The 15,032-nt window shown below is 60.8% G+C and carries 15 protein-coding genes, 1 tRNA gene and 1 pseudogene; 10 read left to right on the plus strand and 7 right to left on the minus strand.

The features are described from left to right. Positions 1 to 62 precede the first annotated feature (62 nt). The 3 genes from AC3EA7_RS18410 to AC3EA7_RS18420 all read left to right on the plus strand — a co-directional run bounded on the left by AC3EA7_RS18410 (position 63) and on the right by AC3EA7_RS18420 (position 3,180). The gene (locus AC3EA7_RS18410; protein ID WP_488615534.1) at positions 63 to 320 is read left to right on the plus strand and encodes a YggT family protein; all 258 of its coding nucleotides are present in this window, start codon (positions 63 to 65) and stop codon (positions 318 to 320) included. 53 nt (positions 321 to 373) lie between these two features. Further along, positions 374 to 2,044 (plus strand): spermidine synthase, encoded by a 1,671-nt coding sequence (locus AC3EA7_RS18415; protein WP_488615535.1) that lies wholly within the window; start codon positions 374 to 376, stop codon positions 2,042 to 2,044. A 212-nt stretch (positions 2,045 to 2,256) separates the two neighbouring features. Then, positions 2,257 to 3,180, plus strand: coding sequence for an AEC family transporter (locus tag AC3EA7_RS18420; RefSeq protein ID WP_488615536.1), 924 nt, complete (start codon positions 2,257 to 2,259; stop codon positions 3,178 to 3,180). Positions 3,181 to 3,421: 241 nt separating this feature from the next. On the opposite strand, the gene AC3EA7_RS18425 is transcribed toward AC3EA7_RS18420, so the two are convergent. The 6 genes and pseudogenes from AC3EA7_RS18425 to accB all read right to left on the minus strand — a co-directional run bounded on the left by AC3EA7_RS18425 (position 3,422) and on the right by accB (position 8,159). Next, entirely contained in the window at positions 3,422 to 3,811 is a 390-nt protein-coding gene (locus AC3EA7_RS18425; protein ID WP_488615563.1) for a hypothetical protein, read from the minus strand. An 8-nt stretch (positions 3,812 to 3,819) separates the two neighbouring features. After that, positions 3,820 to 3,924 (minus strand): annotated as a pseudogene (locus AC3EA7_RS18430) (IS5/IS1182 family transposase); the annotation flags it as partial. 153 nt (positions 3,925 to 4,077) lie between these two features. After that, positions 4,078 to 5,952, minus strand: coding sequence for a hypothetical protein (locus AC3EA7_RS18435; RefSeq protein WP_488615537.1), 1,875 nt, complete (start codon positions 5,950 to 5,952; stop codon positions 4,078 to 4,080). After that, on the minus strand, positions 5,949 to 6,188 hold the full coding sequence (xseB, locus tag AC3EA7_RS18440) for an exodeoxyribonuclease VII small subunit (protein ID WP_488615538.1): 240 nt from the start codon (positions 6,186 to 6,188) through the stop codon (positions 5,949 to 5,951). The genes AC3EA7_RS18435 and xseB overlap by 4 nt, the downstream gene beginning before the upstream one ends. A 187-nt stretch (positions 6,189 to 6,375) precedes the next feature. Continuing rightward, positions 6,376 to 7,560, minus strand: coding sequence for an exodeoxyribonuclease VII large subunit (gene xseA, locus AC3EA7_RS18445; RefSeq protein ID WP_488615539.1), 1,185 nt, complete (start codon positions 7,558 to 7,560; stop codon positions 6,376 to 6,378). 50 nt (positions 7,561 to 7,610) lie between these two features. Beyond that, positions 7,611 to 8,159, minus strand: a complete 549-nt coding sequence (accB, locus tag AC3EA7_RS18450; protein ID WP_488615540.1) for an acetyl-CoA carboxylase biotin carboxyl carrier protein — start codon at positions 8,157 to 8,159, stop codon at positions 7,611 to 7,613. Between the two features lie 226 nt (positions 8,160 to 8,385). Here accB and AC3EA7_RS18455 point away from each other — a divergent pair, with 226 nt between their 5' ends. The 5 genes from AC3EA7_RS18455 (at position 8,386) to AC3EA7_RS18475 (ending at position 10,804) form a co-directional block, all read left to right on the plus strand. Beyond that, complete coding sequence (locus AC3EA7_RS18455; RefSeq protein WP_488615541.1) at positions 8,386 to 8,952, plus strand: D-sedoheptulose-7-phosphate isomerase; 567 nt, start codon at positions 8,386 to 8,388, stop codon at positions 8,950 to 8,952. Next, on the plus strand, positions 8,949 to 9,887 hold the full coding sequence (locus AC3EA7_RS18460) for an ROK family protein (RefSeq protein ID WP_488615542.1): 939 nt from the start codon (positions 8,949 to 8,951) through the stop codon (positions 9,885 to 9,887). Before AC3EA7_RS18455 ends, AC3EA7_RS18460 begins: the two co-directional genes overlap by 4 nt. Positions 9,888 to 9,924: 37 nt before the next feature. After that, positions 9,925 to 10,001: transfer RNA gene (locus tag AC3EA7_RS18465), tRNA-Arg, on the plus strand. Positions 10,002 to 10,090: 89 nt separating this feature from the next. Then, positions 10,091 to 10,381 carry a hypothetical protein gene (locus tag AC3EA7_RS18470; RefSeq protein WP_488615543.1) on the plus strand — a complete coding sequence of 97 codons (291 nt, stop codon included), beginning with the start codon at positions 10,091 to 10,093 and terminating at the stop codon, positions 10,379 to 10,381. A gap of 186 nt (positions 10,382 to 10,567) precedes the next feature. Further along, on the plus strand, positions 10,568 to 10,804 hold the full coding sequence (locus tag AC3EA7_RS18475; protein WP_488615544.1) for a toxin-antitoxin system HicB family antitoxin: 237 nt from the start codon (positions 10,568 to 10,570) through the stop codon (positions 10,802 to 10,804). 6 nt (positions 10,805 to 10,810) lie between these two features. Here the strand turns inward: AC3EA7_RS18475 and AC3EA7_RS18480 are convergent, their stop codons facing one another. Next, complete coding sequence (locus tag AC3EA7_RS18480) at positions 10,811 to 12,838, minus strand: tRNA uridine-5-carboxymethylaminomethyl modification enzyme MnmG/GidA (RefSeq protein WP_488615545.1); 2,028 nt, start codon at positions 12,836 to 12,838, stop codon at positions 10,811 to 10,813. A 117-nt stretch (positions 12,839 to 12,955) separates the two neighbouring features. On the opposite strand from AC3EA7_RS18480, the gene AC3EA7_RS18485 reads away from it, so the two are divergent. Continuing rightward, positions 12,956 to 13,474, plus strand: coding sequence for a hypothetical protein (locus AC3EA7_RS18485; protein ID WP_488615546.1), 519 nt, complete (start codon positions 12,956 to 12,958; stop codon positions 13,472 to 13,474). Between the two features lie 6 nt (positions 13,475 to 13,480). Beyond that, complete coding sequence (locus tag AC3EA7_RS18490) at positions 13,481 to 14,929, plus strand: cyclic nucleotide-binding domain-containing protein (RefSeq protein WP_488615547.1); 1,449 nt, start codon at positions 13,481 to 13,483, stop codon at positions 14,927 to 14,929. Positions 14,930 to 15,032: the final 103 nt, after the last annotated feature.

Raw genomic sequence — 15,032 nt, forward strand, 5'->3', positions numbered from 1 at the left:
GGGTCAAGGTCTGGTATAATGCTAATGTGCTGAACCGATGCCACGTAAGGAGGCGGGCTGGTATGCCGTCGAATTTCATTGAGAGTTTTATCTTTCTCCTGATCGAAGTGTTGTCACTGGCAATCCTGTTTCGCGTGCTGCTCTCGTGGGTCGATCCGCTCGGCAATATGCGGATCACTCAGGTGCTGCGCGATCTGACGGAACCAATGCTGGCGCCTATTCGCAGCATCCTGCCACAGACGATGATGTTCGACTTTTCGCCAATCATCGCAATGCTGTTGTTGCAGGCCATCAGTATGCTGATCCGTTCCGCACTGTGAATAAGGGCGCCGTCCTGTACTGAGTTCAGCCGCTTCCCTGGAAAGTTCTGTCCATGAGCCAGGAGGCTACGGTCTCATCTCCAAAGACGAATAAGACGGCAAAGACAGCTTCACGCATTGCGTCCATGCTGACGGGCACGGTCTTTTTATGTGGCGTTGGCACGCTTGGCGTCGAGATGATTGCCTCGCGACTGCTTGCTCCCTACTTCGGCACATCGCAGCCGATCTGGGCTGCAATCATCGGTTTAACATTGGTCTATCTGGCGATTGGGTATCACCTTGGCGGACGCCTTGCCGACCGCTATCCCAACGAGCGCCTCCTCTACTGGATCGTGTTGCTGTCCGGCGTCGCAACGGCGCTGATCCCGCCGCTCGCCGCACCTATCCTTGGTTTTGCACAACGCGCAGTCGCGCAACTCGCAGTCGGCGGCTTTATTGGCGCACTGTTCGGCGTACTGGCGCTGTTTGCCGTGCCGGTGACGCTGCTGGCAATGGTCGGACCATTTGCCGTGCGCCTGCAATTGCATTGCGCTGCAGCCGGCGTGAAGGTGTCAGGGGCTGCTGCCGGAACCGTGTCCGCCATCTCAACCGTCGGGTCGATCGTCGGAACCTTCCTTACCGTGCTTGTGCTCATTCCCGCGATTGGCACTTCCGCAACGACGTATGTGTACGCCGGGTTGCTCGTGGCGCTTGGCGCGGCTGGGGTGCGCGGCTGGGGCGCACTGGCAGCGCTCGCACTGACTGCGGCGCTGGCAGGATATACCTTCTTCTCGCCAGGTCCGATCAAAAGCGCCGGATGCGAAGGATGCACGCTGATCGCCGAGTACGAATCGCCCTACAATTACATTCAGGTCGCCACTCGCCAGGATCCTGAGTATGGTCAGCAGGTCGTGCTCCTGCTGAACGAAGGTCTGGCGATCCATTCGATTTACAATACGGCGTTCGACGGCGATCCGCTCGATACGCTGACCGGCGGTGGTCCGTGGGATTATTTTGCAATTGCGCCATTCGTTGTACCAGGACGTGACCCGGCAACGGTGCGGCGTCTGGCGATGCTTGGCTCGGCAGCTGGGACGACACCGGCGCAATTCCTGGCAATCTTCGGACCTGAAACGCATATCGATGCTGTCGAGATCGACCCCATGATTATTGATGTGGGGCGGCGGTTTTTCAATATGCGCGATGCTTCGACCGGTTCCGATCATCCGAATTACCGGGTATACGCCGAAGATGCGCGCTACTGGCTGGCAACCAGGGGCGGCGTCTACGATGTCATTGCGATAGATGCCTATCATCAGCCCTACATTCCATTCCATCTGACAACGGTTGAGTTCTTTCGACTGGTACAGCGGCATCTGGCGTCCGACGGCGTGGCGGTAGTGAATGCAGGGCTGGGACCCAACGGCGACGATCGGTTGAGCCGGGCGATTGTCATGACGATGGAGCAGGTTTTTCCGCAGGTGATTGTGATCGAAACGGCGCGTCTGAGCAATCAGATCATTATCGGCGTCAATCGGGAGGTCGGCAATGGGTATGCCAACCTGCTCGAAGCGTATACGCGCCTCGAGCATCCTGCGCTGCGACGCACCCTCGAGCGCGTGTATGTTCCGACGCGCTCGTCTGCGGCGACATCTGCGCCATTCACCGATGATCGCGCCCCGGTGGAGCGTCTGGTCGATACGCTGATCTTCGATACGTTGACGCGCCAGGCGACCGGCAACTGAAGCCGCAGGATGCGTGGATGATGCCGAATTATGTTCTCAAATGCCACAGGCACAAGTTCGCGGATGATGAACATCGCTTCGTGACGAGTGAACGCTTGCGTGAAACCGACAGCGGACTTCCGACGAACGATGCTTGCGGGTTCCACAAATAGGTCCATCAGACGTCTTCACTCTGGTGTCCGCCGCATTGTACTGCCGGGCAGGCGCATTGCATGGTCATTCTCTCCGCCTTTGTCGAGGTTCTGCTGCCTGTCATCGTTGTTGTGGCAAGCGGCTATGCGTTGCGGCGGCGCTTCGAACTCGATCTCCCCTCGCTCAATCGGCTGAGCATGTATGTGCTCGGTCCGGCGCTGATTTTTACTACGATTGTTCGCATCGATGTGACAGGCGGTGAGGCGCTACGCATCATTGCGGCTTCGGTGGCGGTCTGCCTGGGAATAGGGGTCGTCGGACTGATCACCGGTGCGCTTTTGCGTCTGGAGCGCAGCAGTCTTGCGGCGCTGCTGCTCTGCGTTATGTTCATGAACTCGGGGAACTACGGATTGCCGACAAGTCGCTTTGCTTTTGGCGAGGCCGGTTTTCAGCGGGCGTTGCTCTATTTCATCGCGCAGACCATCATGGCGCAGACGCTGGCGGTCCCGATCGCCAGCGCCGGGCAGAGCGATCTCAGGAGTGCGGTGCGTCAGATGCTGGCCATGCCGCAGATCTATGCTGTGGCGCTCGGATTGCTGGCTCGTTTTAGCGGGATCGATCTGCCGCATCGCAGTGACGCATGGGGGAGCGCCTTTCGGGGTGCGGCATTGATGGCTGATGCTGCGCTGCCATTACTTTTGCTGCTGTTGGGGATGCAGCTTGCAAACGGGACACCCGTGGAGGATGTTCGTCTGACGGCGGTCGTGGCGATGCTACGTCTGGGTATTTCGCCGATTCTGGCGTATGGCATTGCGCGGGCGCTGGCGCTGGATGATCTGGCGCTGCGCGTTGTGGTGTTGGAAGCCAGTATGCCTACTGCCGTCAATATGGTGCTCTATTCATTCGAGTTTAATGCGCGTCCACGCTTCGTCGCCGGCGTTGTGGCAGTGACGACGCTGCTAAGCCTGGCGACGCTGACGCTGTTGCTCACGGTCCTGCGGTAAGCAGCCGAGAGACGTTGAATGTTGAACGTGGTGAGGCGAGAGGCGAGAGGTGCGAGGCGAGAGGCGAGAGGCGAGAGGCGAGAGGCACGAGGCGAGAGGTGCGAGGCGAGAGGCGAGAAGCGCGAGGCGAGAGGCGAGAGGTGCGAGGCGAGAGGCGAGAGGCGAGAAGCGCGAGGCGAGAGGCACGAGGCACAAGGCACGAGGCGCGAGGGTGCATGTTAATGCTAACTCCTAGAGCCTGTTATGTACTTTCGACCATAAAGGTAATGAACCGCGCTTCGACCCGCTCAGCGCATCGCTTCAGCATGAGCATCACAAAGGCCAGAACATGCACTCCCGCCAAGGTTTCCGGCAACCGCTCATCATCGCGTGCCAGCCAGCGAACGCGCGCCATCCAGGCGAAGCGCCGCTCAACGCCCCCCTGCCAGCCCCCCCACATGCCCCCCTGCCCCCCCGCATGCGGGGGGGGCCGGGGGGGCAATTGCATGGCGCCCGCGTCACCGATCGCCGCGCGCGGCGCAGGCGCGCGCCCTTCGATGGCGCGCAAGCGCGTGCGCCGATCATGGACGAGCGCGGTGCAACGACCTCGGCCTTCAGCCAGCGCTGGATTTGCTGAGAGACGGCGGACCACGGCGGCGGATCGTTGGGCGTCATGCGCCAGGGCGCCCCCGTGCGGACGATCCAGCGCAATCCGTTAAAGACGCCCCGCAGCGCGACCACGCGCTGCGGGGCGTCTTCGGTCATGACGGTCAGGGAGGGAGCGACGAAGGCCTACTCCTCGCTTCGACCGGCTCAGCGCTCCGCGTCGCTCCCATCGCGTGGATAGGGTGTGCGTGTCATGCTGAAAGCATACCACGGTTCTCTCCGAAGTGCATAACAGGCTCTAACTCCTAACTCCTACGCCCGCACCACCACATATCCAATCAGCAGAATCAACTGGAAGGCGACCGGGATTAATCCGCCACCAATCAGTTGCCCGCCGCGCCAGTCGTAGAGCGCACTCCACAACCCTGCCGCCAGCCAGAATGACCAGCCGATAGCGCCCAGCCAGAGGAGCGTCGCCAGCGGTTGTGCGCCGAGCAGCAGGACGCACAATGCCGCCAGCATGAGAAATAGACGCGGTTGCTGAACCGGCGGGTAGAGATAGAGCGGGCGCAAGCCTTCCTCGCTACCGCCACCCATCTCATCGAGGACGATGGCGGCGAGCGACACCAGCGGCCACTCGAGTAGCGCCAGCAAGAGCATCACAACGATTGCCCCCGCCAGGCGTCCATCCGGGAGAATGTGCTGAACGAACGAACGGTCAGCGAACAGCATCAGCGCGGGGAATGCTGCCAGCCCGAGGGCAGGGGGCAAAACGCGCATGAACCGTTTAGCCGCAAATTGCTGCGTATCCAGATCGTTGCGCGCCTCTTCGACCAGACGGTTGACAGCGGCGCTCGATTGGACGCTCAACAACAGAAGATCCGAACGTGCATCGCTCTGGAAAGGGGTTGTCTGGGCATCGCCAGTGGCTTGATGATATCGCATGGCTTCGAGGACAATGCGTTGCAGCAGTGCGTCGGCATCGCTAATCGCTGAGGTAATCAAAATGCCCGGCGCCAGGCTGCCATCGTACAGCATGCTGACAAAACGGGCATCCAGCGGCAATCCGCCGGCGACCTGGATCAGCACCATCTGGCTGGTTTCCGAAAACTCAGTAACTTTCATGACCCGCAGTTGCGACCAGGGGACGAGCAGCCGGCCGCGCAGGCGATGAACGATCAATCCTTCACTGCGTGCTTCTACTGCGGGCAACGCATGGTAAATGACCGATGCGACGCCCAACAGAAACACCAGAACCATGTGCGCCTCGATCAGCAACCACCAGGGAGTGGGAAGCAATCGCAGATCGAGTTGATTGATGATCGGCAGCGAACGCAACGCGGGAAATGTGATCGCCAGGAACGTCAGAATGAGCGTCAGGTACCGCAAAATCGCCGCCCCCGCAATGAGCGCTGCAGTCCAGGTCAGGGTGATGCGGATATGACGAGGATAGCGCCCGATGACGACATCGCCGGGAACGACTGCTGCGGCGGGTGGAGCGCCGCGTTGTGGTGCGCGTTGCGTAAAAAACGCGGATGGGCTGAGCAGAAGCCGGAAAAGTGGTGAACTGGCATCTTCCTGTAACTCAATGCGTCGGTCTTTCGCCATGGTGCGCGCCGCGCGATCCGCCTCGCTCAACAATGTCTTGACTAATTCATCGAAGTCGCTGATCTGCGACGTGACCAGGAATGCCGGGCGAAATCCAAGACGATAGACGAAACTGTACCAGCGATGCCAGCCAGTGAGCCATCCGCCGTCAGTTTCGACCAGCAGCACATAGCGCTCACCCGCCTCGGTCACCTTGATCGCGCAAATATTTTCCCACGGCACCGGCAGCCAGTCGTTGACGAACGCCACCAGTATGCCGCGGGCGCTGGTGCGCACAGTGGGCAGGCTATTTCGCAGGAACAGCGCAGCCGCCAGCGCCAGCGCCAGCCACGCCAGCGCGGGCGCCAGGTCCATCAGTCCCGCCGGCGGAGGCGTATTGGCGTCAGAGATAATCAGTACCAGGTCTGTAAGCCAGGGGAGTCGAGCGAAAAGCGCCGTATCGAGGTCATAGATCGACCAGAGCAGGCGTAGCAGGTCACGCCCCAGCAGCGCCAGCGCAAGCACGACGGTGATAGCCGACAGAATCTCAACTGTGATGGTGAAGTACCGGGGGTAACGATGCACTTTTTCGACGTTCACGCGTCCGTCTCCGCAGCAGGCAATTGGTCTGCGCCATCCATGAGCGTGCGCACACGCAGCGCCGCATGATCCAGCAAGCGTTGACATGCTGCAGCAGCAGCCACGCCTTCTTCATACAGCGCCAGCGCCTTTGCCAGCGGCAGATCGCCGGATTCGAGCTGCTCGACGATCTGTTGAAGACGTGCGTACAGTGTTTCGTACTCTTCAGCAGGAACGGGTTCGTTGGTTAACGTCATAGGCGCACCTGTTCTGTCCTTCGCAATGCTGCATCTCTGCAACAGCCCGTCGGGCGTCTCCCAGCATGATGTACCGCCACAGAATATAAACGTGAGATGAAACCGAGATTAGATGTCGAGGACGGCTGGAATCGCGTCATCATTGGTATCGCAATAACGGAAGATGCATGGGGATAGGAAAGCCTCGTTACGGTTCCACGCGGGCGTGAAAACGTCCCCGTCGCACCACGATCTCGACGCGGTCATCCGGTGCGAGCCGGTTCGCATCCGTAATCAGCGCCCCATCTGGCGACTGAACGATGGCATAGCCACGTTCGAGCGTCGCCCGTGGGCTGAGCGCTTCAAGGCGACCGCGTGTCCCGTTGAGATGGGCGCGTGCCAGGCTCAGACGGCGCTCCAGCATTGAAGCGGCGCGACGCATAAGTTCATCAATGCGCTGACGATCGCGTCGAATACGACTCTCTGGCGACCGCAGATCCAGGCGCAGTTTCAGGTGAGCAGTCGCCTCACGGGCGCCTGTCAGATGTTGGAGCATCGCAGCGCTCAACCGATTGCGCATCTGAGCAATATCGTCGAGTAATTCGACCATGTCGGGCGACACCAGTTCGGCAGCGGCGGATGGAGTGGGGGCGCGCACATCGGCGACAAAGTCGATAATCGTCGTGTCGGTCTCGTGTCCTACCCCGCTCACGACCGGGACCGGGCTGGCGAACACAGCGCGCGCCACCTGTTCATCGTTGAACGTCCAGAGGTCTTCAGCAGCGCCGCCGCCGCGCGCCACGATGATGACGTCCACACCAGTGTCGTAGAGCGCGTACAACGCATCGATGATAGTATCGGCGGCGCCTGCGCCCTGAACGCGGCACGGTGCAAAGACGACTTCGGCAAGCGGGTAACGGCGACGCAGAATGTTGAGCATATCCTGGAGCGCCGCGCCGGTTGGCGATGTCACAATGCCGATGCGGTGCGGCAGAAGCGGCAGAGGGCGTTTCCGCGACGGATCGAACAGCCCATCGGCGGCAAGGCGCTCCTTCAGGCGCTCGAATTGCGCCTGCAGCAGCCCGATGCCGGCGGGTCGCAGCATATCGACATAGAGTTGAACCTGACCGCGCACCTCGTAGAACGCCACCCGCCCATGAGCCAGCACTGCCTCGCCATTGACCGGCAGCGTCGCCAGACGCGACGCGGTTGACTTCCACATCACCGCGCCGATCTGAGCCTCACCTTCTTTCAGTGTAAAGTAGCAGTGACCGGAGAAGTGACGGTTGAAACTCGAAATTTCCCCTTCGACCCACACGTCGCGGAGCAGATCGTCGGCATCGAGCAGGTCGCGCAGGTACTTGTTGAGTTGGGAAACGGTCAGCAGCTGCATGGGAATGAACCGTCACTCCTTCGAACGCCCCTTGAGCGATAGCGTCGCCGTTACGACAGTGGTTCGATGACCATCAACGGCTGTCCATACTCCACCGGTTGCGCGTTCTGGACCAGAATCTTTGCAACCCGACCGGCGAACTCGCTTTCGATCTCGTTCATCATCTTCATCGCCTCGATAATGCCGACCCGATCACCGACGTGAATGATGTCGCCTTCCTGGACATATGGAGGGTCTTTCGGGGATGGAGCGGCATAGAATGTTCCCACCATCGGTGCGGCGATGACGCTGCCCGGCGGCAGTGCGTCCGGTTCTGGAGCAGGCGTGACCGGCGGCGGCGTCTGAACTGGCGCCTGCACGATGCCAATCGGCGGCGCTGATGGTTGCACATTGGCGGCGATCGATGGCGTGACGAACATCGGCGCTGGCGAATGGTGGTGGAGAGACGGTCCTCGTTTGACGTGCAGCCGTGTCGTTCCACGCTCGATCGAGATTTCACTGACGTCGGTTTCACTGATGATCCGCAACAATTCACGCACGGCGCTCAGACCGAACTCCTCCTCTATCGATATGGTAAGATCGCGCTCGCCTTCGTTCATAGTGCTTCTCACTTCCTGCTGCGCTGCTGCATATGAGAGACTTTTCACAACGCAATTATAACACGGAGCAGGAATGTTCCGGGAACGGCGTGACGCAGCGTATCACTGCTCCGGGTTCTGCGGTACACTAATGACAAGGAGAGGTTGAAGATGGGAAGGGTACAGGCGCGATCATTACCCCTACCTCCTCAACCCCCTAACTCCTAACTCCTGAGGAGGGAAACGAATGAGAGTCGACCAGTATCTCACATCGCTGGCTACAACGCTCGCGGTGACGCCCCGTGAACCGCTGCGCGCGATTGAAGAAGCATTGTGGCAAACCTACCTGCGTGACGGAACGATCATCATTTGCGGGAATGGCGGCAGCGCTGCCAATGCGTCGCATTTTGCGTGCGATCTGGCAAAATGGACGATCAGCGACGGCCGTCGCCGCTTGCGTGCGCTGGCGTTGACCGATAATGTACCGGTAATGACGGCCTGGTCGAACGATACTGCGTATGAGCGCGTCTTCCTCGAGCAGGTCATGTCGTTGTACCGCCCTGGTGACACGCTGGTGGCGATTTCGGGAAGCGGCAACTCGCCGAATGTGCTGCGCGCCGTTGAGTGGATGGCGGCGCAGGATGCCATGACGATTGGGTTGACCGGTTTTGGCGGCGGCAAACTGGCCGGTCTGGCGCGCATCGCGGTCGTGGTTCCCAGCCATTGCATGCCTGAAGTTGAAGATGCCCACAGCGCCATCTGCCATAGCCTGGCGGTTGCGCTTGGTGAGCGGATCAGCGCCGAACTCGTATGACACTTGTGCTTGGGCTTGATTTTGGCGGCACGAAACTGGCTGCCGGTCTCGTCGATCGGGCGCATGGCGCACTGCTGACGCGCCGCGCGCTGCCGACGCCGGTGGCTGGCGGGGCGCTCGCCAGCCTGGACGCGATGCTGGCGATGGCGCGTGAGTTGCTCGATGGGGCGCCTTCGCCGGTGCATGGCGTCGGCATCAGTTTTGGCGGACCGGTGGCCGCCGATGGGCGCACCGTGCGTCTCTCGATGCATGTTGCCGGATGGGAAAACTTCCCGTTGGCGGCGCGCGTCGAGGATGCGCTGGGATTGCCTGCCATCGTCGCAAATGACGGCGATGCCGCAGCGCTGGCAGAGTTTCACTTCGGCGCAGGGAGAGGCGTGCGGCATCTCCTCTATCTGACGGTGAGCACCGGCATCGGTGGCGGTCTTATCATCGGCGGGCGGTTGTATCGTGGTGAGCGCGCCTGGGCAGGCGAAGCAGGGCATCAGGTGCTGAAACCGGATGGACCTCCCTGCCCATGTGGGCGCAACGGGTGCCTGGAAGCGCTGGCGTCGGGGTTGTCGATTGCGCGCGAGGCGCGAATGCGACTGCGTGGTCCCGAAGGTGCAACCAGCGCGCTGTCCGCCATTCCCCCCGATACGTTGACGGCGCAACACGTGGCGGAAGCCGCTGCCGCCGGCGATGCGCTGGCGCGCGCGGTGTGGAACGAAGCGATGGGATGGCTGGGGATCGGCATCGCCTCAGCCGCCAATCTGCTCAACCCCGGACGGGTGGTGCTCGGCGGCGGGCTAACCCGCGCCGGCGCCCTGTTGTTCGAGCCGGTGCGCCATGTGGTAGCGCGCCGCGTTATGGATCCAGAATTGATGGTAGTTCCCGCCGCGCTCGGCGATGATGTCGGCATTCTGGGGGGAGCGGCGCTGCTGCACAAATCTTGACAGCCCCCAACGCGGGTGCTAGAATGCCAGTAGATACGGCCCCGTAGCTCAATTGGATAGAGCGGCAGCCTCCGGAGCTGCAGGCTACTGGTTCGAGCCCAGTCGGGGTCACCAATCGAAGAAGGGGTTGCACCGAAGTGTGCAACCCCTTTTCGGTGATATGCGGTTTTAACCCTTGCTTACGAGCCGTCGCGCACATTCTGATGCGCGATTCGATCTGGTCGGCGAACGGTATTCCAAAAGCTGAACGTCCGAACATTCGCACAGTTGCAGTGCAGCCTTATAGAGCGATCACCCAAAACCCGGCCGCTCAAGGACGTGGAGCGGCTGACGTTGGCTTCGACCGCCGCTGGAGCGCGGGCGCGATCCAATTCACCGCCACGCTCAAAGACGTGGAGCGGCTGACGTTGGCTTCGACAGGCTCAGCCAACGTCAGCCGCAAGACGGTCAACACGGGCAAGTATTGTGCAACACCCGGTCGATCGCTCTATTAGGGTATGCAAGGGGTGCTGACATTTCAAGATGATAGGGGAAAAGCCAAGCCCTATACAGAGGTCGTGACGCTTATGTCAATGAAATATAGTTGCACTGCGATCTGGAGATCAGAGGACAACGCCTATATTGCGACGTGTCCCGAATTTTCGGGCGTTTCAGCATTCGGTGACACGGCTGAAGTCACTGTGGCTGAATTGCAGAACGTCCTCGAGGCGACGATTGAAACGTATCGGCAAGAGGGATGGACCCTTCCTGCACCACGGCGCCTTCCGTCGCATAGCGGCACGTTACTCGTGCGGATGCCGCGATCACTGCATTGCGCAATTGCGATGCGCGCTGAGAAGGAAGGGGTTTCGCTCACTACGCTGATCGTTGCGCTCCTCGCTGAGGCGCTTGCTCGCCGACAATCGACGATGCAATGATACGGCTTACGCGCCTGGCTTGACGTTGATCGCTCTATCGCTCCCCCGCCGTTCGAGCGCCACGATCAGGATCGCCACATCCGCCGGGTTGATCCCTGCCAGCCGCGCAGCCTGCCCGACCGTCGCCGGACGAAAGCGCTGTAGCGTTTGGCGCGCTTCGTTGCGCAACCCGCGTAATGCCGCAAAGTCGAAATCAGGCGGAATGCGGCGCGACTCCATGCGGCGCAGACGTTCGACTTCGCGCTGCTGCTTTTGCAGGTATCCGCCATACTTCGCTTCGATCTCCACCTGTTCTGCAATGTCGGCATCGCACGCCGGCAGATCGAGCGCCTGCCGGAGTTGTTCGTAGCGCACCTCGGGACGGCGCAGCACATCTTCGGCGCTCATTTCGCTGCTGAGCGGGGCAATTCCGGCTTCGCTCAAACAGGCATTGGTTGCGGCTGAGGGGAATAAACGCCGACCGCGCAGCAAGCGCAACAATCGCTCACTCTCCTCGCGCTTGCGCTCGACCGCCTCAACGCGCTCATGGTCAACCAGTCCCAGATCGCCCGCCAGCCGCGTCAGCCGCAGGTCGGCATTGTCGCTGCGCAGCAAGAGACGGTGCTCGGCGCGTGACGTGAACATGCGGTACGGTTCACGGATCTCTTTGGTGATCAGGTCATCGATCAGCACACCGATGTAGGCTTCATCGCGGCGCAGAATCACCGGCGGTTTTCTCTGGATGAAGCGTGCCGCATTGATGCCTGCCATCAACCCCTGCGCGGCGGCTTCTTCGTAGCCGGTCGTGCCATTGATCTGGCCCGCGAAGAACAATCCGGATGCGCGGCGCGACGACATATCGGCGGCGATCTCACCGGTTGCGAGCGCGTCGTATTCAATGGCATACCCGGCGCGCATCAACTCGACACGGCGCAGCGCCGGAATGCTGCGCAGCATCGCCCACTGCACATCTTCTGGCAGCGATGTATTGCATCCCTGCACATAGACCTCGTGCGTCGACCAGCCTTCGGGTTCGAGAAATAAACCGTGGCGCTCCTTATCAGCAAAGCGCACGATCTTGTCCTCGATCGAGGGGCAGTAGCGCGGACCCACGCCTTCGATGACGCCGCTGAATAGCGGTGCGCGATCCAGGTTGCGCCGCACAATCTCGTGAAACTCCCGCGTGGTATGCACCAGGTAGCAGGGGAGTTGTGGTCGCCAGGCATCGAGGAGCGGTTCCGGGTAGGCGCGGGCGGGCATGCCGGTAAATGCCGGTTCAGGAGGCGTTTCACCCAGCGTGTGATAATAATGCCCGAAGAAGCGTGGTGTCGGAATGCCGTGCTGCACACTGGTCTGCGAAAAGTCGATGGTGCGCGCGTCGATGCGCGGCGGTGTGCCGGTTTTGAGGCGCACCAGCGGGAAGCCAAGCGCCGCAAGGTCTTCACCGAGCGCCGTAGCCGGCGCTTCACCAGCCCGCCCCGCAGCCCAGATCGCATCGCCGGTAATGGCCCGGCCACGCAGGAAGGTGCCGGTCGTCAGCACGAGCGCCCTGCTCTGGTACACTCTGCGGGTGTGGGTGACGACCGCGTAATGACCGGGTTGCACTCCTGCCAGATCGCCGGTCGGTGTGCCGCTGCCGTTGCGGTCGAGCGGTTGTGGGAGAACAATACGCTCGATCATCGCCTGCCGGAGATCGAGGTTCGGCGTTGTTTCGAGCGTTTCTTTCATCACCTTGGCGTAGAGACGCTTATCCGCCTGCGCGCGTGGCGCCTGCACCGCCGGACCTTTACTCTCGTTGAGCAGGCGTATCTGGATAAACGTGCGGTCGGTCACCCGCCCCATCAAACCGCCAAGGGCGTCGATTTCACGCACCAGGTGTCCTTTCGCCGGCCCGCCGATCGACGGATTGCACGACATGTGCGCCAGTTTGTCGAGGTCAATGGTCAGCAGCAACGTGCGGCATCCCATGCGTGCGGCGGCGTGCGCTGCTTCGCATCCGGCGTGGCCGGCGCCAACGACGATCACGTCATAGGTGTCAGGATGGATGCTATACATAATTCCATTATACATGTTTTGATGGAGCAGATCAGGACGATATGCTACAATGAATGCGTCATGTTCCGGTATGTTCATCCTCATAGAAGCAGGAAACCGCGAAGCATATTCTGGTATGTGTTCGTCGTGTGTTTCCTGGTCGGATGTACGGCTGTTCCCGCAACCGACGAAGCAGGGCTTGGCGGCGGGTTTTCACCTGAAGCGGTGACCGAGAGTTTCTTCGAGGACCTGCAACGCGCGTTGCAGGACCCGAACCTGCGCCAGGAAGAGACGCGCAGTTTTTGGGCGGAACGTCTGGCAGGGTATTTCGCACCGCTTGAACGCGACGAACAGCGGGTCGCGCTGCGCCGTGCGCTAGCATCGTTTGCGAACGGTCTGCGTCAACTGGCGGATGATGAGACGGCCATCTTCGAACTTCGCGGTCTTCAGCCGGTAGAAAAGGTTGCCGATGATGGCGAGCGCGCCCTGGTGCGTCTGCCCTCGGCTTCGATTTCGATGACGCTCGTGCGGACCACGGAGCGTGGCTCATTTGTATTCTATGAGCAAACCATCGAGCTCAGCCAGGTGATCGGGCGCTCCGACGGCACGGTTCCGCTCGTCAGAATCGATGGACGCTGGTATTTGACCGAGGGATGAGAGGCTATGGGATCAAAGAGCGCACCGTTCGAGAATCAGAGGTCGATTGCATTATCGAGCGAAGCAACGACCCGCCATCGCGAGCAGCGTCAGCAACAGACGCAGGCGCTGGCGCACCTCGATTGCCTGCGCGGTGTCGCACCCGATACCCTGGCGCGTCTGGCAGCCTGCGCAACACTGCGCGCGTTCACGCCGGGATCGATTATTGTGAACGAACAGCGCCCGCTTGCCTTTCTCATGCTCATTTTGAAGGGCTCTGTCAGTCTGACGCTCCGTGATCGCGCCGGGCATGAGGTCCTGATCGGCATTCTCGAACGCGGCGATTGTCTTGGCGTGGCAACGTTATTTGGCGACCGGTTTCGTGGAGCGACAGCACGCGCTGAAACGGTGTGCTACCTGGTGCAGATTCGGCTGGCGGACGTGCAGGCAATCCTGTCCAGCGCGCCAGAACTGGAACGGGCGCTGCGCCAGATCTACCAGCAGCGGCTGGTTGAGAGCACCCTTGGACGTGTGCCGCTCTTCAGTCGTTTATCGCCAGTGGAACGCATCCACATCGCGCGAGCGCTTCGCCCGATGCAGTACGGTCGTGGCGCAATTGTGCTACAGCAGGGCGTGACCGGCGACGCGCTGTATATCGTCATGTCCGGGCAGGTTGTGGTCGAGCAGAACGGTCAGGCGATTGCGTATCTGGAAGAGGGAGACTTTTTCGGTGAAATGTCGCTGCTGACCCGCCAGCCGCACAATGCCGACGTGCGGGCGCTGACGCCGGTCGAGGCGCTGGCATTGCCCGCTCAAAACCTGGAGGATCTGCTGGAAAGCCAGCCAGAACTGGCGCTCCAGTTGCGCGAAGTCGTCGAGCAGCGGAAAGCGTCCAGCCGGGCTATTCAGAGCGATGTGGAGCGTCAGGCGCAGTTGGCGGCGATGCTCGAACACGGACTGCGCCGGGGAACCCATATTCTGGTGCGCGATCTGAGTCTATGTAAACCAGGATGCAAGATCTGTGAGGATGCATGCGCCTCGCGCCACGGTTCCAGCCGTATTCATTTCTCCGATCTGATGCTGAATGGCATGGAGATCGCCGATGCGTGTCGGCAATGTCGAGTAGGCGCCGAATGTGTCGAAGCATGCCCGGAGGATGCGATTGTCTGGAATGACAGCGGAGCGCTGGTTATCACCGAGGCCTGCACCGGGTGCGGCGAATGTGTACCGGCATGCCCCTACGATGCAGTGCATCTGACGCCGGTTGCTGCGGCGCATCGGTCGCCGCTATGGGAGTTGTGGCAGCAATGGCAACGCTGGAGAAAGCCGATCATTCATCTGGAAACGGCTCATCAACCACACCAACGCGCTCACAAGTGCGATCTCTGTCACGGGTACAATGATCTGGCTTGCGTCAGCGCCTGCCCAACTGGCGCCTTACGCCTTGCGCCGGTTGAGGAAGTTTTCCCGTTGTGAGAAGGCTGTATGCTTGACATGAGGATACTGTCGCGTTATGATGGCGCACACAACGAGTAAAACACGGTTACGGTTGTGCCGCGTACAGCATGCGAGCAGTCGC

The organism is Roseiflexus sp., from assembly GCF_057785375.1.

What these genes read in the sequence shown, in the direction of transcription:
- AC3EA7_RS18410 (WP_488615534.1), top strand. Translation starts at nt 63, where the DNA reads ATGCCGTCGAATTTCATTGAGAGTTTTATCTTTCTCCTGATCGAAGTG.
- AC3EA7_RS18415 (WP_488615535.1), top strand. Translation starts at nt 374, where the DNA reads ATGAGCCAGGAGGCTACGGTCTCATCTCCAAAGACGAATAAGACGGCA.
- AC3EA7_RS18420 (WP_488615536.1), top strand. Translation starts at nt 2,257, where the DNA reads ATGGTCATTCTCTCCGCCTTTGTCGAGGTTCTGCTGCCTGTCATCGTT.
- xseB (WP_488615538.1), bottom strand. Translation starts at nt 6,188, where the DNA reads ATGACGTTAACCAACGAACCCGTTCCTGCTGAAGAGTACGAAACACTG.
- xseA (WP_488615539.1), bottom strand. Translation starts at nt 7,560, where the DNA reads ATGCAGCTGCTGACCGTTTCCCAACTCAACAAGTACCTGCGCGACCTG.
- accB (WP_488615540.1), bottom strand. Translation starts at nt 8,159, where the DNA reads ATGAACGAAGGCGAGCGCGATCTTACCATATCGATAGAGGAGGAGTTC.
- AC3EA7_RS18455 (WP_488615541.1), top strand. Translation starts at nt 8,386, where the DNA reads ATGAGAGTCGACCAGTATCTCACATCGCTGGCTACAACGCTCGCGGTG.
- AC3EA7_RS18460 (WP_488615542.1), top strand. Translation starts at nt 8,949, where the DNA reads ATGACACTTGTGCTTGGGCTTGATTTTGGCGGCACGAAACTGGCTGCC.
- AC3EA7_RS18470 (WP_488615543.1), top strand. Translation starts at nt 10,091, where the DNA reads ATGCGCGATTCGATCTGGTCGGCGAACGGTATTCCAAAAGCTGAACGT.
- AC3EA7_RS18480 (WP_488615545.1), bottom strand. Translation starts at nt 12,838, where the DNA reads ATGTATAGCATCCATCCTGACACCTATGACGTGATCGTCGTTGGCGCC.
- AC3EA7_RS18490 (WP_488615547.1), top strand. Translation starts at nt 13,481, where the DNA reads ATGGGATCAAAGAGCGCACCGTTCGAGAATCAGAGGTCGATTGCATTA.